Genomic DNA, 20,462 nt, shown 5'->3' with positions numbered 1-20,462 from the left:
AATTGAAATGAAAAGCTAAGGCAATGTTTGGATAATATAGGTTTATTATTAGTATAATTTGATTACTTTAACACTATGGCTGGGACATATTGTGTGATTGTATTGCATTAATTTTAATTAAAATGAATCAATATAAGAAAAATAGTACGCTTTTTTTGAAAAATAACATAAAAAATCAAAAGGTTTGTTTTTTACTTTTAGTAATATTCATTAGCAATTTAACTTATGCTCAATGCTGGCAAAGTATAAGTGAAGGACATGGTCACACGGCTGCAATAAAAACAGACGGAACTCTTTGGACCTGGGGCTGGAATCAAAGCGGACAATTAGGCAACGGTACCAATAGCAATTCGAATGTTCCAATATCGTTAAGCTGCGGTGTGCTATCAAACAAGGAAGTTGCTTTTCAAAATGATTTAACGATATATCCCAATCCGGTAAACAATATTCTTAATATTGAATCCCAATCAAACATTTTTTCTATAGAGATTATAGATATCAAAGGAAGAGTAATTTTAAAATCTAAAGAGAACAGTAATCGGGCTTCTTATCAAAAGGAGTTTCAAATAATTTTCTGGTCGCAACAGAAGAAGGGAAGGCTCAGTACCGCTCTTTAGGCTGAGAGCTTTACAGCTTTTATACCTCTGTGGTTATTCGGGATTAAAACAAGATAAGCTTCTTAAAAAAAGCTATGTGTGTAAAAAGGTCATTAAAAAAGCAATGTTTGCAAATTGCGACTTTTTCTTTTTGGAATGTTAAAATGTGGATGTGTTTTCGTTATTTTAGCATTCTAAATATTTTTTATGACAAAAAATAAACACATAGGTAAAAATTTTTCATTACTATTTCTGGTATTGATAACCTTTTTAAAGGGGTATTCCCAGCAAAAACCTTCGTTGGGGAAAATATATGATCGATATGGAAAGCAGTATACTCTTAATGACATAACAATCAATACTCCGGATGGATCGTTAAATAGATCACCACAGCTGACATGTTCATCAACGTCTTATTTTAATTTGTTTTTCGAAACAGGATCAGGAATGGAAAATACTTCAAACCCGGTTCATAATGCCCGCAGGCTTGTAATCTGTAAAGTTTTTGAAGACTTGTCTAATTTTATTATTTCTCCACTTACTGCTACCGGTAAGAAAGTAAATATTTTGGTTAAGAATTTCAACAATACTTCTGCTCCGGCAGGAGTTTTAGGTATGGCATCTTCATATTACATTGCACCTTATAATCCAGGTATTTTTGCAGGAGGTATTTTGGATGGGGAAATGTGGAAGACAATACATCTGGGAAATGATTCTTATACTAATATGGGAAATTTAGGTAATTTTTACCACGGTGAGGTTGCTTTTAACTTCACCGATTCAAATATATTGTGGCATACAGATCTGACAATAAATGCACCAGGTAATTTATATGATTTATATACCGTTATGTTGCATGAGATAACGCATGCCCTGGGCTTTAATAGCTTTATAGATCAAAATGGAGCTTCAATAACCGGAATGGGATATTATACCAGATATGATACTTTTTTAAGATCCAATACAAATCAACCGTTGCTGACTATGGGGAGTTGTACAATGTATGACGTTAGTTTTAACCCAATCGTACCGCTTTCAATTTTACGGCCGGGGTGTACTTCACCAGACAATTTAAGCAGTGGTTCACTTAACAGTACGGTCTGTATTAATGCCGTAAAATATGTAGGAACTTCTACTGTACCGGTTTATACTCCAACCTGTTTTGAACCGGGTAGCAGTTTAAGTCATTTTGAAGATCAGTTATATCCAACCTGTACAAGTCCTTATGGTAATGATGCCTATTTTGTATTGAGTAACAATATCAACAAAGGAATTACCAAAAGATATTTAAAAAACGAAGAACGTAAAACCTTATGTGATATAGGTTATAATGTAAAAACTACTTTTGGTTCAAGTACTACAAGTAGTGGTTTTATTAATTATGGAGGCACGGCTTGTAGTGGTATTACAGTTGCTGGTCTTAATGATGGGATAAATGCAGATGGTACCTATACATTTATAGGCTCGATTAGTACAGCTGGTGCCACCAGTACCAACGTAATCCTATCAGGAATTTTGTCCAACGATGTAAATGCTACTGGTTTTGAATGTCTGCAGGATATCACAGCAGCATCAACACTTTCGGCAACAGCAGGGACAGCAGGAACAACAATTAATTTTACAACAACAGTTCCCGGTTTACACCTGTTGCGCTATGTACCGGTTAATGGTACACAACGAGGGAATATTACTTATATGTATGTATATATTTTACCACTACCTAACCCGGATAGCTGCAGTCCTGTACCTACAGCCTGTAATTTGGTAATGAATGGTGATTTTGAGCAGTATTCCAGTTTGCCAACAAGTGCTTATCAAATAACAAAAGCCTGCGGATGGAATTATCCAAGTTCTCCTGTAATGGCTCCTTCCTACTTTAATGCGCTTGCTGCTCCTAATTCAACTTCTCATACACCAGGTGTTCCTTGTAATATGCGTGGCTATCAGACGTCTAACAATAATATTGGTAATGGATATGCAAATATCATCGTTTCCAAGCATAATCTGGGTAGAGCACATTTGTATACAACGTTAAAAACACCTTTGCAGCCCAACACTACTTATCAATTGAGTTTTGACGCATCGCTAGCTGAAGGATCTAGTGCTTTTGCAAGTAGCTTACAGGCTTATTTTTCGAATATTGAAGTAGTCCCTCTAAATCCTACGACAGAGATTAGTATTACAAATACAGCTAATCTATTTACATCACCGGGAATAATAAGAAATACTAATGGCTGGGATACCATAACATTTAATTTTACCACGACTACGGGTGGTGAGCAATTTTTGTATTTAGGAGCATTGAATAACGAAACAATAGTGACAAATACTCCTGCTTCGAATATTCCAGGATGTGAATATTATAATTATGCGAATGAAGAATTAAACTCACCACAAACTTTTCGTAGAAGTTATTATATAGATAATGTTGTTTTAATTCCTACTAACGGGAAGAAACTGGAACTACCTACAGCTATTTGTACTACTCAAAAGCTCAGTGATTTAAGAGCTTATTTATCTGATGTACCTGAGAATGGCGTTTTTTCAGGTCCGGGCGTAACGGTAACCAATGGCGTTTATTCTTTTAATGCCTCAGTAGCTGGTATTGGCATTATAACCATTGGCTATACATTCACTAATTCAAATGGTTGTGCAACAACTTTATATGGAACGATTAATGTAACAACCACAGCGGCTAATACGATTGCAATAGATGCTATAAACGATGATTTTACCAGTGCACCCATATACAGCAATACCGGTGGTACTACTATTAGCGTATATGCAAATGATAAGTATAATGGCGTGCTTTCTAGTCCAGAATCGTTATCCAATGTTTCTATGGCATTAGTTGCACCGGTTTCTATTGCAGGTGCAAGTATTGATAGTATGGGAGCAATTACTGTTCCTGTAAATACTCCGGCTGGAACTTATGTTTTAACTTATTCATTAAGTGTTTTTGGGAATTGCAATGTTACAGACACTGCTACAGTTACCATTGTTGTAAGTAGGGCAAATGAGTCTACGCTGCCTGCTAATGTAAGAGCTAATAATTTGGTTAGGAATATTGGGCAGCAAAATACCAATAAAATAATTATTGCAGGTCACTTTTCCACCTACAATAATATTTCAAAACCTTATATAGCCAGACTTAATACTGATCTAACATTAGACCCAGGCTTTAGTTATACAGGCAATCAGGGAGGAAATGGATTAGCAATACAATCGGATAATAAAATCATTGTAGTGTCGACTAATTCAGTATTTAGCAGTACGACTTCATGTGTTACCAGATTATTGCCGGATGGAGGTGTCGATCCAGGTTTTAATGTGGGTGGTGTAGGTACTGCGGGAATGTCTGGTCGTACAAATCATAATGGTTATGCCTGTGCAATACAATCGGATGGTAAAATATTAGTCGGAGGGGATTTCTATTCATATAATGGAGTACAAAAAGAAGGTATAGTAAGGCTTAAGACGGACGGGACTTTAGATCCTACTTTTAACCCTACAGAATTAAATACATATTATTGGGCTATTGTTCAGTCCATATTGATACAACCGGATGGTAAAATTCTCTTATTGGGTAGTTTTTCATCACCTGTTGCAGGTACTACAGTAAAAAATATCATTCGATTGAATGCCAACGGTACACTTGATAGTAATTTTTTAGCGGGAGATACCATAGGCTCAATAAGTTATAATGATCTGAATGTCTCTATTTTTGGTCCTTTAACTAAAATGGCGTTACAGGCAGATGGTAAGATCATAGTTGTGGGAGGTTTTACAAAATATAATGGTACTAATGTAAAATGTATCGTAAGGTTATTAAATAACGGGCAAATTGACCCTAATTTTAATATTACTATGGGTGTAGAAAGAGGTATAAATGACATACTCTTGGAACCGGGTACTAACAAAATAATCATTGCAGGAGAGTTTACTACTTTTAATGGAAATCCGGTGAAAAAGATGATACGTCTTAATCCAAACGGAGCATTAGACTCTACGTTTTCTATTGGTGAAGGAACTACAGATTTGCCAGGTATAACCAATAATTATATTAAAGCGTTAAAATTACAGAGTGATGGTAAAATAATAGTGGGAGGGAAATTCCTGACTTTTAATGGACTACCGGCTGGAAATATTACCAGAATATCTGGTTCGGCAGGCTTCCAGGCTAAAGTTGGTGAACCTGAGATTGAAATGAATCAAAGCTATAGCAATATTAAAGTTTATCCAAACCCAAGCAAGGAGCTGTTTAATATTGATTTAAGCCAGGAAAAAGAAGCCTATTATTTGGTTTCTATTTATAATATTTTAGGCGAAAAAATATATTCTACGAGTTTAACTCCAAAAGAGAATAATATAATAAATCTGCAACATTTGGCAACGGGTTATTATTTGGCAAAACTGGAAAATGGTATACAGACAGTAACTCTTAAGCTAATTAAAAACTAATAAACATGATTATAACGAAAAGCGTACGATTGTTATGCACATAAAATAGCTTGGATATTTGATGAAATCAATATGAATCATCAACCTATAAAATGATCTTTAAAAAAATCTCAAAAGTATAAGTTGCTTTTGAGATTTTTTATGTGATTCAACCCTATCTAAAATAATTTTCAGTTTTGATTTTAGGACAATATTGTTAGGGGCTTTATTAATAGCTATTTAAAATGTAGCCAATCATATTGTTCTTGTCGATGATTTAGCTGTTTATGACAGTATAATAACAGAAAGCAGTCACAGGAGAAAACACCTTGCCGCTTTTTTGATGAAACAGCTTGAACAGCTGGTCTTATAAAAAGGAGGTTCGAATAATTTTCTGGTCGCAACAGAAAAAGGGAAGGTATTGGACTGCTCTTTAGGCTGGTAACTTTGCTGCCTTTATACCACTGTAGTGATCCTGGATTAGTGCCAATAATTAGCCGAAAAGTCAAATGCCCGAAAAAATAATTTGATCTGGATGAACAAAAAGGCGGCAATAAGTTTAGGCAGGTACAGGTACAATAACCGGTTCTGATTTTTTTTAGGTTACAAAATCCTTTAGCAGGGTTTTATCTCGAATTATTTTTGTACTTATGCATTTTTCCTTTTGATAAAATGAATAATCAACAATACCCGATTCCACACAACGAATTAGAACGTTTAGCCGCATTAAAGCGTTACAATATCCTGGACACATTGCCCGATCATGCTTTTAATGATGCAACAAAACTGGTATCCTACATCTGCGGTGTACCTATTGCCCATATTTCATTTATAGATGAGAGCAGACAGTGGTTTAAATCCGAAATAGGAATTGGAGTGTCGGAAGTTCCGCGTGAAATTACGTTTTGCCAGTATACCATTATGGATTCCAAAATGGTTGAAATAAGCGATACCTTTTTAAACGACCAATTTAAAGACGACCCGAATGTAACCGGAGGCTTTAAAATCCGGTTCTATGCCGGTATTCCGCTTACCACGCCCGATGGTTACAACATAGGCACCATCTGCGCGATAGATCATGTTTCTAAAGAACTTAACGAAAACCAGCGGAATGCCCTTTCAATCGTGGCAAAACACGTTATAAACCAACTGGAACTAAGAACCAAAAATATTGAACTGGACGCTCAGAGAAAAATTGCCGAAAGAGCGGTATTGGCCAAAGATAGTTTCCTGGCCAATATGAGTCACGAGATCAGAACACCGTTAAATGCGATAATTGGCTTTACGGATCTTCTTGCCCAGACAAAACTGGATGCTACCCAGCATGATTATATCGATAGTGTACAGATAGCCGGAGAAAACCTGCTGCTGATCATTAATGATATCCTGGATCTTTCTAAAATTGAATCCGGTAATTTAACCATTGAAACAGAACCATTCAATTTAAAAAAGACACTTAAACACGTTTATAATTTACTAAAAGTAAAGGTTCCGAAAGATATTGAATTCAATCTCTTCCTGGATGCCGATATGCCGGAAATGGTGGTTGGCGATCAGGGAAGACTAAACCAGGTGCTGGTTAACCTTGTGGGTAACGCTCTGAAGTTTACAGAAGATGGAGAAGTAACGGTTTCTGTAAAAATGGTTGAAGAAACAGACAATCATTATGCACTTCGGTTCTCGGTTAAAGATACCGGTATCGGTATTCCGGAGAATAAGCTCAAAACTATTTTTGAACGTTTCACGCAGGCAGAAGAAAGTACTACGCGAAGATTTGGCGGTACAGGACTTGGTCTTAGCATTGTAAAGCAGTTAATTGAATTACAGAACGCCGAAATCCAGGTGAAGAGTAAGGAAGGAAGAGGTTCCGAATTTTTCTTTGTGCTTACTTATGAAAAAGCAGCTTATACGGAAACAAAAACGGAAACATTATCCGGAGAAAACCTGGGCAGACTTAAAATACTGCTTTGTGAAGACAATGTTTTAAACCAAAAACTGGCGAAGAGTGTTATCAATAACTTTGGATTTGAATTAGACATTGCCGAAAACGGAGAAGTAGGGATAGAGCTCTTATTAAAAAACGAATACGATCTGATACTGATGGATCTTCAGATGCCGGTTAAAGACGGTTACCAGACCACCGAATATATCAGGAAAGACCTGAACTCATCGATTCCTATTGTCGCCATGACGGCACACTCCCTCATTGGAGAACAGGAACGTTGTTATGATGTGGGGATGAATGCTTATGTACCCAAACCGTTCAAGCAGGTAGTCCTTTTAGAAGCTATAAAAGCGGCATTGAGCCCGGATAATAAACTTAACCGTAAGCGAAAGGTCGATTTGTCTTTTATCGATGAAACATCAAGCGGAGACCAGAACTTCAGAAAAGAAATTATAGCTCTTTTTATAGAAAAAATTCCGGCCGATGTAGCACAGCTGCAGGAAGCCTTTCAGAATAATGACCACGATATGGTAAAGCGGCTGACGCATAATATGAAATCCAGTTTAGACATGTTCATGCTGGAAGACCTTAGTCACTGTTTGTCCGCTATCGAGATGGAAGCCGGATTGGGTCAGTTTACCTCAGCAACAGCCGGGGAAATCGATACCCTGCATTTCGGAATTGTAGAAGTAGTTAAATATTTAAAAGAGCTGTTGTAAAAAAAAAATATATATGGTTTTACATCATTTCTGGCTCGGATAAAATACAATTTGCCCCAAGACAAATATTAAATCAATGAGAATAGTTTTAGCAGAAGATAATGATATCCTACGCAAATCATTATCTTTTTTCTTAGAGTCTAAAGGATATACTGTTGACCAGTTTTCTGACGGTAAGGATGCACTGGATGCTATTGAAACCAATAGTTACGACCTGATCCTTACCGATATCAACATGCCCGGCATCAGCGGAATGGAAATCACGCAATATGTAAGACAGCGCCTGAATTCGGATATTCCTGTAATTATACTGACTTCTTCAGGGGTGGAACAGACCGAACTGGATTCTTTCGACATCGGAGCCAACGAATTTATAGCCAAACCGGTCAGCCCGGCGGTGCTTTTGGTGAGAATCAATAAGCTGTTGAACATCCGTGTTTGATGACGTTTATATACGATTTCATTTTTCTGCCGGTGTACAGATAGTACAGAAACAGGTTTACTTTTCAGCTAATTATTACGAAATACTTCTAAAATGATACATTTCCGGGAACTTTATACAAGCGGTACATGGAGCGAGCCTTTTTTAATCCTGGCAACCGGCTTGTTTATAACGGCATCATTTTTCCTGTACCTGTTCATTATTAAAAGCCGAAGCGGTAATATAAAAAGGGAAAGGCTCCGGATCGTATACAGTAGCTGTATTGACAAATTACTGTTTGCCGTGGCTTTCCAAGATATTCCTTTTTCTGCCGTTATGCAGGACGAAGAGTATGCGGCGAAAGCGGATAGCCGTTTTTTCCGGGAAGTGATAACGGAGTCGGTTATCAACCTCCATAAAAATTATGATGGTCTTTATGCACAGAAGCTGGAGCAGTTTTATAAAGAATCCGGATTAATCAATGATTCCTTAAAAAAGCTTAAAAGCCTCAAATGGGATGTCCGCTGTAAAGGGATTACCGAACTGGCGGAGATGAACGTTAAGGACGCTTTCGATACGATCATAACATATTCCAAAGCCCGGAATAAAACCTTGCAGATTACCGCTATAAACGCGGGAATCAAACTGGGTGGTACAAAAGGGATCGTATACCTCACAGCACATCCTTATCCGATTGATGACTGGACGCAGGTGAATATTATAGACGCTTTTAAAAAACATGATTTAGGCGATACCAAAGGGATTGAGAATTTACTGGAATCACAGAATACAACGGTTATCGCTCTCGGCCTAAAGCTTATTAAAGAACTTAAGCTGTCACAAAAAGTGCCGTATGTAGCACAGTTGGCCGAAAGAGCGCCCAATACCGCAATAAAATATGAAGCGCAAAACGTATTACAGACATTAACAGTATAAGCAGATGACTTTTTTGAATAATGAAATAGCATTGTTTTTTGACCTGTATTTAATCCTTATACTGGCCTATGCGGTATTGATTATGTCGTCCTATCTCATATTGGCATACCTTTCTGCCAAAGAGCTGAGAGGCTATCTTAAAAAGAATAGTTTTGTAGACTATAACGTGCTGCTTACAAGCGAATTTGCGCCGAAACTTTCCCTGATCGCACCGGCATACAATGAAGGTTTCACGATAGAGGAAAATGTAAAATCATTGCTTTCCCTGAATTACAACAATTACCAGGTGATCATAGTGAATGACGGGAGTAAGGACAATTCGATGGAGATCCTGATCAGGACGTACGATCTTGTCCTTACGGAACTTGAGGTGCATTCAAAAATTGAAACAAAAAAAATAAAAGGCCTGTACCGCTCCCGGAATGCAGCATTTAAAAAACTGATTGTAGTTGATAAGGAAAACGGAGGCAAAGCCGATGCCCTGAATGCAGGTCTTAATATAGCAGAATATCCATACGTGGTATGTATTGATGTAGATTGTATCCTTGATAAAGATTCGCTGCTCAAACTGGCAAAACCTTTTCTTGAATCGCATGGCAAGCGCATTATTGCGACCGGCGGCGTAGTGAGGATAGCGAACCAGTGCATCATTAAAAACGGACGTCTGGTTGAGGTAAATGTTCCGGATAGCATGCTGTCCCGCATACAGGTTCTGGAATATTTAAGGGCTTTTCTTTTAGGAAGAATGGCCTGGGGCAGGCTTGACGGATTATTATTAATCAGCGGGGCTTTTGGAGCCTTTGATAAGGAAATAGCCTTACTGGCTGGTGGCTATAGCACCAAAACAGTGGGTGAGGACATGGAACTCGTGGTACGCATGCGACGCTATATGCTCGAAAACAAGCTGCCTTATGCGGTTAGTTATATACCCGATCCGCTGTGCTGGACCGAAGCACCGGAAGAATTCAAAATATTCAAAAAGCAGCGCAGCCGCTGGATGCGGGGAACGATCGAAACCCTTAGCATTCATAAAAAAATGTTCCTGAACCCGAATTATAAACTTTTGGGACTAATCAGCGTGCCGTACTGGACGCTGTTTGAATTCCTGGCACCCGCAATAGAGTTTATAGGACTTATCATGACGGTAATATTCCTGATATCCGGTATGCTCAACTGGCATTTCTTCTTTCTGCTGGTATTGTTTGTCTATTCCTTTGCTATTTTCTTTTCCGTTATCGCACTGTACTGTGAAGAACGTACGTACCACAAATACCCCAAGCAAGCCGATTTTGTAAAGCTGTTACTGGCCGCTTTTATAGAACCGCTATATTTTCACCCGATAACGGTTTATTCTGCCTTGGTAGGGTATAAAGAAAAAGTCATGGGCACCAAAGGCTGGGGCGAAATGACAAGAAAAGGGTTTACGAAGAAGTGATGATAAAGTAACTTTTTGATACCAATCTTTTGTCTAAAATAAAGTATGGTAACAGATTACTGATTCATACTGAAAAGTACCTGTTTTGTCAATATAAGTGATAATGATGTGGTAAAGGTGAAACAGGCTACGTTGCTTGCTGAAAAAATACCGAATAGTAAAATGTTTATTTTTACAGGAGAAGATTACGAAGCTCCGGAGAAAATGCCACAATTGTTTAATCAGACAGTTTTGATTTTTTTTGAAGATACCTAAAATAAAAAAGGAAGATGCCAAGGGAAACCATTTTACAAAAGGTATTTATTTTCTGATCAGATCAACTGTTTCCAGGCATGTGTAAGATTTTTTCAGGATAAAAAAGGGAACAAAAAAAGCTGTCATTTGCAGATATGTTATGTGCAAATGACAAACAACCCTTTTAAAGTAGTCTAAAAGTTTTTTTTGTTATTACTTCCCGATGCAGAAATTCGCAAAAATATTCCCCAATAACTCATCATTCGTTACCTGTCCGGTGATTTCTCCAAAATAATATAAAGCCTGCCGGATATCGATTGCCATCAGGTCGCTGGACAGATTGGACTGTAAGCCCCATTGTACCTTTTGGATCTCTTCCAGGGCTTTTAAAAGGGAATCATAATGACGGGTATTCGTTACGATGGTTTCATTATTGCGCAAAGCGCCGGTATTTACAAACGATAAAAGCTTGTCTTTTAATGCCTCAACGTTCATATTTTCTTTGGCACTGATTAGTAAAATATCCGGAATTTCCGATTGTATCTGAGCGGTTTGTGCCGTGGTTAGTTTATCGGCTTTATTACCAATGATTACCAATGGTTTTAACGGAAACTGGTTGCGGATTTTTTCGATTTCAACCTGAACGGAATTCAGATTTTCGCCAAGGATTGCCGAACTGTCTACCAGGTACACCACTACCTGGGCTTGTTCCATCTTTTCAAAAGTCTTTTTGATACCGATACTTTCTACATAATCGACCGTTTCACGGATACCGGCAGTATCAATAAAACGGAAACCGATTCCGTTGATCACCAACTCATCTTCAATGGTATCACGCGTTGTTCCGGCAATGTCCGATACAATCGCACGCTCCTCGTTTAAAAGCGCATTCAGTAACGTCGATTTCCCCACATTCGGTTCACCGACAATCGCTACCGGAATACCGTTTTTAATCACATTCCCCACAGCAAACGAATCGATCAGGCGTTTTAAAACAAACTCGATACGATTCAGTAACTCGTGAAACTGTGTTCTGTCGGCAAACTCCACATCTTCCTCTGCAAAATCCAGTTCCAGTTCAATCAGGGAAGCAAAATTCAGCAGCTCCTCACGCAATTTGGCTATCTCGTTGCTAAAACCGCCGCGCATTTGCTGCATCGCTATCTGATGGGAAGCCTCGTTGTCGGAAGCAATTAAATCGGCCACAGCCTCAGCCTGCGACAAATCCAATTTACCGTTTAAAAAGGCACGCAGTGTAAACTCACCGGCATTTGCCATACGGCAGCCTTTGCGGAGCAATAATTGAATAATCTGCTGCTGTATATACGTAGAACCGTGACAGGAAACTTCCACCGTGTTTTCGCCGGTATACGAATTGGTACCCTTAAAAAGAGACAGCAATACCTGGTCCAATACCTTTTCACCGTCAACAATATGCCCCAAATGCAGGGTATGCGTACGCTGCCGGGTAATATCCTTTCCGGAAACCGATTGAAAAACAGACGCTGCAATGCTGATCGCCTCTTTTCCTGAAATTCGAATAACGGCAATGGCACCTGCTCCCGAAGGAGTTGCCAGGGCAACAATAGTATCTTGTGGAATCATAAGTATGCTCAAAAACGAAATAAGACAGCAAAGGTACAAAAGAAATACTGTTGAAATCAAAACCGGCAGCAACAGCATTATTTTGTAGGGTTAAATAATTGTGAAACTGGTTTTTGCCCAGTGTTTTTTGTAATTCTTTTACTAACTTTATAGAAAATAAATTCAAAACTATTAACCATGAAAAAGATCCTTTTCCCTACAGATTTTTCAGAAACAGCTAACAATGCATTTATTTACGCCTTAAAATTCGCGAATAAACTTCAGGCTGAAGTACTGGTTTTGCATGTATATGATTTACCGCCCATTTCCTATGAAGGACATGCCACCGCTATTGTAGAAGTATTTGAAACCATTGAGCTCGATAAATTCGAAAATTTTAAAGATCAGATACCTTCCCTTAGAAAAATAGCGGAGGATAATGATTTGGGCTATATCAAAATGCAGCATCTGTTAAAACAGGGCGATTTGATTCATGTAATAAAAGAAGTCGTAAAAGAAGAAGAAATCGACATGGTGGTGATGGGAACAACCGGAGCAACCGGCTGGCAGGAAACCTTTTTTGGATCCAATACCGGAAGCGCCATTACGAACGTCAGCAAAAATATTCTAAGCGTACCCAATGATGCAAAATTTGATATTATCAGGAACATTGCGTTTACAACACGTTTTAGAGAACAGGATAAAGAAGGATTGTACGAGGTGATTAAGTTTGCCAAAATGTTTAATGCGAAAATTAAATGTCTGGCAGTAAAAACTAAAAATTTCGAAGGCACGGAAGAACTAATAGAACAATGGCGACAGGAATTTGAAAAGCAGCCGGTTGAATTTTTCGTCGTTCCGGATGACGATGTCAAACAAACCATTTTTGACTTTCTGGATAATCAGCATATTGATATCCTGTCGATGGTAACCTATAAACGTTCTTTCTTTGAAGAGTTGTTCAGACAAAGTCTGACTCAGAAATTATCGTATCATTCCAAAACACCGATTTTAGTATTGCACGAATAAAATTACAAACAGTATAGCCGTATTGTTTGGTAATTGGAAAAGTAAAAATCACAAAACGCTTTACAAAAAAGTGATCAGGGAGTAGGAAATAGGAATGGAAATATACGATAACAGTAGAAATAGTGATTATTATCCGAAGTTATCGTATATTACAAATCAAATAAGTATAGCAGTTATGGGAACGATAGAAATAAAAAACGAGCTTCACAAAATTATTGAGAATAGTGACGCGACTTCAGTGAGTGATTTTTACATGCTGGTAACGGATTATATGACACAGGCGGAGAAATGTATTATTACCATTGCTGAAGAAAACATCAGTGATGCCAAGATCAACTGCCATCAGCATTTAAAAGAAATCATGTCCGGATGGGAGGGATGGTCCAACCTGTTCTTCTAAGCATCATGCGTATGTAGCATAACAACAAAGTAAAAATGACAATATAATCAGCAAAGCCGTATTTATTTACGGCTTTATTATTTTAGCACAGCGATAATTCAGGATATACTATAAAGTCTGGCAGGTAAAAACGATGTTGAACGGCAGTCAGGTTTTTTGTACTTTTGGAATCTTAATACCGACTTTTGAGAACAGCAATTGCAAAACAGATCCCTAATCCGGAAGCCTTTAAAAGACAGTTATTACTTTGGGCGCGACAATTCCGGGAAATTATATTTTTAGACAGTAACGATTACCCGCAGCAATACGGTAGTTATGATGCTGTTCTGGCTGCAGATGCGTTTACGTCTATCAAAACCGACTATCAGAATGCTTTTGAAGATTTAAGACAATACCAGTCGCAGGCAAAAGACTGGCTGTTTGGCTATCTGGCTTACGATCTGAAAAACGATACGGAACAACTGCATTCGAACAATCATGACGGCTTACATTTCCCTGATTTGTTTTTCTTTCAGCCTAAAAAACTGTTCTTGTTAAAAGGAAACGAACTGGAAATCCGCTATCTGAACATGTGTGATGATGAAGTCGATTCCGATTGGGATGACATACAGTCCGTTACGGAATATCAGGAGGTAATTCCTCAAAACAACCGTATTCAGCAGCGTATCAGCAAAGCGGAATATGTAGATAAGGTTAGTACAATGCTGCACCATATCCATAGAGGGGATATTTATGAAGCCAACTTCTGTATGGAATTTTTTGCTGAAAACGCAACAATAGAACCGTTTGAAGTGTACCGCAAGCTAAATGCCATTTCCCAGCCGCCATTTGCTGTCTTTTTTAAAAATAACAGCCATTATCTCTTGTCGGCTTCACCGGAAAGGTACCTGCGGAAAGAAGGAACCAAAGTAATTTCCCAACCGATAAAAGGAACGGCTAAGCGCCATACTGATATACTACAGGACACCGAAGCTAAAATAATACTGGCACAGCATCCGAAAGAACGTTCAGAAAACATCATGATCGTCGATCTGGTACGGAACGATTTATCCCATACGGCCGAAAAAGGCAGTGTAAAAGTTGAAGAACTCTGCGGAATTTACAGCTTTAAACAAGTACACCAGATGATCTCTACCGTTGTTTCGGAAGTCAGTACGGCAATTTCACCGGTAGAAATAATAAGAACCACCTTTCCGATGGGCAGTATGACCGGAGCACCAAAAATATCGGCTATGGAAATAATCGAAGCACTCGAAGAAACCAAAAGAGGACTGTATAGCGGTGCTGTAGGCTATTTTACACCCGAAGGCGACTTCGATTTCAATGTGGTCATCCGGAGTATTCTATACCATGCCGCGGAACAATATGTTTCGTTTTCTGTGGGCAGTGCCATTACAGCGGCGGCTTTACCCGAAGACGAATATGAAGAATGCCTGCTGAAAGCCAGAGCCATGCGGGAAGTACTGGAAGGAAACAGGGAATGAGTCCTGTAAAGGAGCCAAACAAACCCCGATATCTTTTCGTAAATTTGTATTCATTGTTATCATTCAAAACCTGACATTTTAAAATATAATGCTGCCAAAACTCCAAAAAATCATTACAACCGATTTTCCTTTTCTGCAGGAAAAGAAACTGCTGCTTGCGGTAAGTGGAGGAGTAGACAGCATCGTTATGATCCGGTTGTTTCATAAGCTTAATTACAAGCTTGCCGTGGCCCATTGCAATTTCGGACTGAGAGGAGCGGAAAGTGACGGGGATGAAGCTTTTGTCATGGAAACTTGCCAGGCGCTGGATATACCGCTTTTTACGACGCGTTTTGATACGACCGGATATGCAGAGCAGCATAAATTATCGATTCAGCTGGCCGCGCGCCAGTTGCGTTATGACTGGTTCCATACGCTATTGGAAAACGAAGGCTATGATTACCTGCTCACAGCGCACCATGCAGATGATGCCATCGAAACGTTTTTGATCAACCTGACCCGCGGAACCGGATTGGAAGGACTAACCGGAATTCCGAAACAAAACGATAAAATCATAAGACCTTTATTGGCGTTCAGCCGGAAAGAAATTGAAGAATATGCCCGGGAACATCAGATTTCGTGGAGAGAAGACAGCAGTAATGCATCCGACAAATACCAGCGGAACCGCCTGCGCCATCAGCTTGTTCCGGTACTGAAAGAACTCAACCCGAATTTCCTGAACAGCTTTCAGGAAACATTACAGCATTTGCAGCAGGCAGAAACCCTGATGAAAGATGCCGCTGCGCAGATGTACAAACTGATCGTAACCGAAAAAGAAGAACAAAAGCTCATTTCGATAGAAAAATTAAAACTGTTATCAGACTATAATGCGTATCTGTATCAGTGGCTAAAACCATTCGGATTTACCGCCTGGAATGATATTTACGATTTAGTGGAAGCACAATCCGGGAAACAGGTGTTTTCTGCCGGTTACCGCCTGCTGAAAGACCGTGAATTTTTAATCCTGAAAAAACAGAAAAAAACAGAAAACCGCACCTATGAAATTGCGGAAAATCAGGAAATAAAACCCGATGATTTTAGTATCGTCATGGCGTCCGTAACAAATGTTACAGATAACGAAGACAGCAGGGTTATCTTTGTTGATAAAGATAAGTTAAAATTACCCTTAGTTTTGCGTAAATGGGAAGAAGGTGATTATTTTTACCCTTCTGGAATGAATGGCCGGAAAAAACTGAGTAAATACTTTAAAGACGAAAAATTTTCGTTAATAGATAAAGAAAAATGCTGGCTTTTATGTTCAGACAATCAGATTGTATGGGTTGTCGGAAAACGTTCAGACCGCAGATTTAAAGTAGAACCAATAACCAAAACCATTATAAAAATTGAATTACGCTTATGGTAATTGCCCCAAAAAAGAAAGAAGGCGATTGTCTGTAATTCGAAAGCAAATAAAAATTACATGAAAAAGTTAACCTCCTTACTACTTCTTTTTTTTACTTTTTTAAGTACGCAGGCACAGATTTTAGACCCCGTTAAATGGAAAACTTCCGTAGAGAAAAAATCCGATAATGAAGTTGTTCTGGTATTTGAAGCTGCTATCGATAACGAATGGCATATGTATTCCCAATTTACTCCTGAAGGTGGGGCATTGCCAACCGTTTTTACCTATAAAGACAGTAAAGGAAACTACGAAATAGTAGGAAAAACAAAAGAAAGCGAATATAAAAAAGTCTTTAATGATGTTTTTGAAGTAGACGAATATTACTTTGCCAATAAAGCCCGTTTTACACAAACGATAAAAGTAACCAATCCGAACTTAAAATCGGTTAAAGCGGCAATTTCATACCAGGTTTGTAAAGAAGCCTGTATTCAGCAGGATAAAACCTTCGAATTTGTACTTCCGGCTTTAAAGATTGCAGCTTACGAAGCAACAGCAGGTTCCGTATCAGACACACTCCAAACGGCAGCAACAGTGGATACGGCAGCAGTAAAAGAAACCGTAGCAGCAGTTGATACAGCAAAACCAATCGGTAAAAAAGAAGAACAAAAAGGACTGTTTACCATTTTTATCATTGCCTTTTTCTCCGGATTCGCAGCGTTGCTAACGCCTTGTGTATTCCCGATGATTCCCATGACGGTAAGCTTCTTTACCAAACAAAGTAAAACTAAAGCGCAGGGAATCAAAAATGCTGTGATCTACGGTATCTCGATCATCTTGATTTATGTATTATTAGGCTCATTAGTAACCGCAATATTTGGAGCAGATGCCCTTAATGCACTGTCTACAAACGTTTGGTTCAACATTATATTCTTTATCCTTTTAGTGGTATTTGCCTCTTCATTTTTAGGAGCATTCGAAATCATGTTACCCAATTCATGGGCGAATAAAGTAGACCGCCAGGCAGACAGAGGCGGTATAATTGGAATCTTGTTCATGGCACTGGCACTGGCAATTGTTTCATTCTCCTGTACCGGACCTATCGTAGGAACGTTATTGGTTGAAGCCGCATCTAAAGGTGGTATCGCGCCAATTGTAGGAATGTTAGGATTCTCATTGGCACTGGCATTACCGTTTATGCTATTTGCAATGTTCCCGGGCTGGTTAAACTCCCTGCCAAAATCGGGCGGCTGGTTAAACACCGTAAAAGTTGTGTTAGGATTTTTAGAATTGGCATTAGCGTTTAAATTCCTTTCCAATGCCGATTTGGTATTGCAATTGCATTTGCTGGAAAGAGAAGTATTCTTAGCGATCTGGATCGCCATTTTCGGAGTTCTTGCCCTATACTTATTCGGGAAAATCACCTTACCGCATGACAGTCCGTTATCGCACATTTCCGTAGGAAGATTGTATATGGGACTTTTGGTATTAATGTTTACGGTCTATTTGATTCCGGGACTTTGGGGAGCGCCTTTAAAACTGATTTCAGGATTCCCGCCGCCAATGACCTATAGTGAAAGCCCGTATGGTGTTGGTAATGCCAAAGGCGGAAGCAGCACAGCAAGTGAAAAACTGCCGGATGGCGCTAAATTAGGCGCACATGATATTATGGCATTCACCGATTATGAAAAAGGAATGGCGTATGCCAAATCGGTAAACAAACCGGTATTACTGGACTTCACCGGGTTTGCCTGTGTGAATTGCAGAAAGATGGAAGACTTCGTATGGTCCAAACCGGAAATACTTGCTGTACTGAAAGAGAAAGTGGTTTTAATTTCGCTATATGTAGATGACAAGCGTGAATTACCTAAAAACGAACAATATGTTTCCAAAGAAACCGGAAAAGAAATCGTAACGGTAGGAAACAAATGGAGTGACTTCCAGATTACCCATTATAAAGCCAATGCGCAGCCGTATTATATTATTTTAGACAATCAGGAAAACAGACTGTCAGAACCGGTGGGCTATACTCCGGATGCAGAAGAATATAAACTATGGCTGGATACCGCTATAGCCAAATACAAATAAAAAAAGCCACTCAATTGAGTGGCTTTTTTTATTTAAAATGTCCCGTCCTAAAATAAGTTTAAAAATATAGGGTAACGTATTTATGTACTCACGGACAAAGGTGAATATTGGTATCACTACTGTTGTATTTTTTGACAATCAGGACAATAATATACGGCACCTCCGCCCATAAAAGCTTCTTTTACAATCCGGCTGCCACATTGTGGGCATAGATCACCACTTGTTTTGCGGGAAAGTATGGTTTTGTATCCTCCCTTGTTTCCAAAAAGATCGGTTTCGGTATCTCTGCCGCCTAGTGAGGTCATCGTTTTTAAGGTCCTTTTTATAGATTGGAACAGTACCGATTTCTCGGTATCGGTCAATGTGTTTAACTGTCGTTTGGGATGAATACCCGCATTGAATAGTATATCCTGTAAAACCCCATTTCCTAAACCGGGTATGCGCTGTTCTGCTGCCAAAAACAGTTTAACGGGTAATGCAGGTTTATTTTGGGTAAAAAGACTATCAAAATAAACGTTATTAAAATCGTCACTCAACGGAGAGATGCTGTTTGCGCTTTTTTGGTAGTATGGGTCATCATAAATTCCGTTATAGGCTGCTATTGCGCCAAACATCCCGACAGTAAATACAAGATAGGTATTATTGTCAAGAGTAAGCAGTAATTGATAATTTGCCGGCATTTTTTGGGTTATAACCCCATGCCTTAGATTCGTTCCGTCTCCAAAACTGATTTTTGTTCCTTCTTCCATAAGAATATCAACATACATGCCGAAACTTTCGGAAGATACTATTCGTTTTCCGGTTAGTAGTTTTTCGTAGGTCAGCGGATCACCAAACCAGAATGTATTTTTATGAAGTTTGGTAGCATTGCACACTTTGGTGATAGTACGCCCTTGAACAGCCTCATTAATCTGACGGCTTACGGTTTGATTTTCGGGTAACTCGTTCATGATCTTTATGTTTTAATTTTTCTGCCGGTATTGTTTTTGCATTCAAAAAAACATATTCAAGGGGGGATTGAAAAGAAGGGGATAGTATTTTGCTATACAAAATTAATAAGAATTGTACTTTCCGTTGTTAAATAAAGGGTATAATTTAGTCCGGCATCCTGATGGTTAAAAATGTATGTAGTTGCAAAATCAGCAAACAAAAACCTTTCGAAAGTATAGGTTTTTTGAGGAGTGTTGGGATTTATAAACGCAATATCGAAAAAAAACGGGCAAAACAGTTGTAAATTAAGCTTTTACAACTGTTTTGCCCGTTTCAAAATGTGATAGCTATTGCCTGAAATTTATTTTAAGATATGTTGACTTAATATTTGGTAAACTTCATTGATATTGTTGTCTTTACCGAATTGTTTTTTAATCGGAGCCGCTTCACCGGTAATCCAGATTTTTAAATCGGCATCCAGATCCATTAATCCGGCACTTTCTTTAGAAAACTTTTTAATGCTGGTATACGGGATAGACTGATAATCTACTTTTGATCCTGTTAAACCTTGTTTATCAACCAGGATAAGACGTTTGTTCGTGAATACAAACATATCTCTGATCACTTTAAAAGCCTTTTCGATATGTTCCCCCTGAATTAAGATCGGGTCGAACTCTTTTGCTATTTTCTCTGTGCTTACTTCCGAAGCGTTGCCCATAATGGCGTTAAATAATCCCATAATTGCTGTATGAATAAAAACTCGCCAAATGTAGAAATTAGATTTGATGTTTGGCCTTCTTTTATAAGAAATGTTTTATCGGTTTTTCGCGATACCGCTTTTTT

At 38.6% G+C, this 20,462-nt stretch carries 14 protein-coding genes; 11 read left to right on the top strand and 3 right to left on the bottom strand.

Annotation, left to right across the window (positions count from 1 at the left end; genetic code table 11):
• Positions 1-122: 122 nt before the first annotated feature.
• The 6 genes from BGO42_RS03870 to BGO42_RS03845 all read left to right on the top strand — a co-directional run bounded on the left by BGO42_RS03870 (position 123) and on the right by BGO42_RS03845 (position 10,492).
• Entirely contained in the window at positions 123-617 is a 495-nt protein-coding gene (locus BGO42_RS03870) for a T9SS type A sorting domain-containing protein (RefSeq protein WP_273246294.1), read from the top strand.
• 186 nt (positions 618-803) lie between these two features.
• Entirely contained in the window at positions 804-5,057 is a 4,254-nt protein-coding gene (locus BGO42_RS03865) for a T9SS type A sorting domain-containing protein (protein ID WP_273246293.1), read from the top strand.
• Positions 5,058-5,708: 651 nt separating this feature from the next.
• A complete protein-coding gene (locus BGO42_RS03860) occupies positions 5,709-7,700 on the top strand; it encodes a GAF domain-containing hybrid sensor histidine kinase/response regulator (RefSeq protein WP_273246292.1) in 1,992 nt (663 codons plus the stop codon).
• Between the two features lie 76 nt (positions 7,701-7,776).
• Positions 7,777-8,142: a response regulator transcription factor gene (locus BGO42_RS03855; protein WP_177734726.1), complete on the top strand. Its 366-nt coding sequence runs from the start codon at positions 7,777-7,779 to the stop codon at positions 8,140-8,142.
• A gap of 93 nt (positions 8,143-8,235) precedes the next feature.
• Positions 8,236-9,057, top strand: coding sequence for a hypothetical protein (locus BGO42_RS03850; RefSeq protein WP_273246291.1), 822 nt, complete (start codon positions 8,236-8,238; stop codon positions 9,055-9,057).
• A gap of 4 nt (positions 9,058-9,061) precedes the next feature.
• Positions 9,062-10,492, top strand: a complete 1,431-nt coding sequence (locus BGO42_RS03845) for a glycosyltransferase family 2 protein (RefSeq protein ID WP_273246289.1) — start codon at positions 9,062-9,064, stop codon at positions 10,490-10,492.
• 447 nt (positions 10,493-10,939) lie between these two features.
• Here the strand turns inward: BGO42_RS03845 and mnmE are convergent, their stop codons facing one another.
• Complete coding sequence (mnmE, locus tag BGO42_RS03840) at positions 10,940-12,331, bottom strand: tRNA uridine-5-carboxymethylaminomethyl(34) synthesis GTPase MnmE (RefSeq protein WP_273246287.1); 1,392 nt, start codon at positions 12,329-12,331, stop codon at positions 10,940-10,942.
• 177 nt (positions 12,332-12,508) lie between these two features.
• Between mnmE and BGO42_RS03835 the strand changes: the two genes are divergently transcribed.
• The 5 genes from BGO42_RS03835 to BGO42_RS03815 all read left to right on the top strand — a co-directional run bounded on the left by BGO42_RS03835 (position 12,509) and on the right by BGO42_RS03815 (position 18,689).
• Entirely contained in the window at positions 12,509-13,339 is an 831-nt protein-coding gene (locus tag BGO42_RS03835) for a universal stress protein (protein WP_273246284.1), read from the top strand.
• 175 nt (positions 13,340-13,514) lie between these two features.
• Positions 13,515-13,739 (top strand): hypothetical protein, encoded by a 225-nt coding sequence (locus BGO42_RS03830; RefSeq protein WP_177734718.1) that lies wholly within the window; start codon positions 13,515-13,517, stop codon positions 13,737-13,739.
• A 185-nt stretch (positions 13,740-13,924) separates the two neighbouring features.
• Positions 13,925-15,223: an anthranilate synthase component I family protein gene (locus tag BGO42_RS03825; RefSeq protein WP_273246282.1), complete on the top strand. Its 1,299-nt coding sequence runs from the start codon at positions 13,925-13,927 to the stop codon at positions 15,221-15,223.
• An 88-nt stretch (positions 15,224-15,311) separates the two neighbouring features.
• Entirely contained in the window at positions 15,312-16,625 is a 1,314-nt protein-coding gene (gene tilS, locus BGO42_RS03820; protein ID WP_273246280.1) for a tRNA lysidine(34) synthetase TilS, read from the top strand.
• Between the two features lie 57 nt (positions 16,626-16,682).
• The gene (locus BGO42_RS03815; RefSeq protein WP_273246278.1) at positions 16,683-18,689 is read left to right on the top strand and encodes a protein-disulfide reductase DsbD family protein; all 2,007 of its coding nucleotides are present in this window, start codon (positions 16,683-16,685) and stop codon (positions 18,687-18,689) included.
• Between the two features lie 116 nt (positions 18,690-18,805).
• Here the strand turns inward: BGO42_RS03815 and BGO42_RS03810 are convergent, their stop codons facing one another.
• A complete protein-coding gene (locus BGO42_RS03810) occupies positions 18,806-19,639 on the bottom strand; it encodes a DNA-formamidopyrimidine glycosylase family protein (protein ID WP_273246276.1) in 834 nt (277 codons plus the stop codon).
• 341 nt (positions 19,640-19,980) lie between these two features.
• The gene (locus BGO42_RS03805) at positions 19,981-20,358 is read right to left on the bottom strand and encodes a PH domain-containing protein (RefSeq protein ID WP_177734713.1); all 378 of its coding nucleotides are present in this window, start codon (positions 20,356-20,358) and stop codon (positions 19,981-19,983) included.
• Positions 20,359-20,462: the final 104 nt, after the last annotated feature.

Origin of the sequence: Flavobacterium sp. 40-81 (assembly GCF_001898245.1) — a bacterium.
Taxonomy (GTDB): Bacteria; Bacteroidota; Bacteroidia; order Flavobacteriales; family Flavobacteriaceae; genus Flavobacterium; species Flavobacterium inviolabile.
Note: the sequence above shows the minus strand (reverse complement) of the source record. Positions and strands in the feature narration are given on the sequence as shown.

What these genes read in the sequence shown, in the direction of transcription:
- BGO42_RS03870 (WP_273246294.1), top strand. Translation starts at nt 123, where the DNA reads ATGAATCAATATAAGAAAAATAGTACGCTTTTTTTGAAAAATAACATA.
- BGO42_RS03865 (WP_273246293.1), top strand. Translation starts at nt 804, where the DNA reads ATGACAAAAAATAAACACATAGGTAAAAATTTTTCATTACTATTTCTG.
- BGO42_RS03860 (WP_273246292.1), top strand. Translation starts at nt 5,709, where the DNA reads ATGAATAATCAACAATACCCGATTCCACACAACGAATTAGAACGTTTA.
- BGO42_RS03855 (WP_177734726.1), top strand. Translation starts at nt 7,777, where the DNA reads ATGAGAATAGTTTTAGCAGAAGATAATGATATCCTACGCAAATCATTA.
- BGO42_RS03850 (WP_273246291.1), top strand. Translation starts at nt 8,236, where the DNA reads ATGATACATTTCCGGGAACTTTATACAAGCGGTACATGGAGCGAGCCT.
- BGO42_RS03845 (WP_273246289.1), top strand. Translation starts at nt 9,062, where the DNA reads ATGACTTTTTTGAATAATGAAATAGCATTGTTTTTTGACCTGTATTTA.
- mnmE (WP_273246287.1), bottom strand. Translation starts at nt 12,331, where the DNA reads ATGATTCCACAAGATACTATTGTTGCCCTGGCAACTCCTTCGGGAGCA.
- BGO42_RS03835 (WP_273246284.1), top strand. Translation starts at nt 12,509, where the DNA reads ATGAAAAAGATCCTTTTCCCTACAGATTTTTCAGAAACAGCTAACAAT.
- BGO42_RS03830 (WP_177734718.1), top strand. Translation starts at nt 13,515, where the DNA reads ATGGGAACGATAGAAATAAAAAACGAGCTTCACAAAATTATTGAGAAT.
- tilS (WP_273246280.1), top strand. Translation starts at nt 15,312, where the DNA reads ATGCTGCCAAAACTCCAAAAAATCATTACAACCGATTTTCCTTTTCTG.
- BGO42_RS03815 (WP_273246278.1), top strand. Translation starts at nt 16,683, where the DNA reads ATGAAAAAGTTAACCTCCTTACTACTTCTTTTTTTTACTTTTTTAAGT.
- BGO42_RS03810 (WP_273246276.1), bottom strand. Translation starts at nt 19,639, where the DNA reads ATGAACGAGTTACCCGAAAATCAAACCGTAAGCCGTCAGATTAATGAG.
- BGO42_RS03805 (WP_177734713.1), bottom strand. Translation starts at nt 20,358, where the DNA reads ATGGGATTATTTAACGCCATTATGGGCAACGCTTCGGAAGTAAGCACA.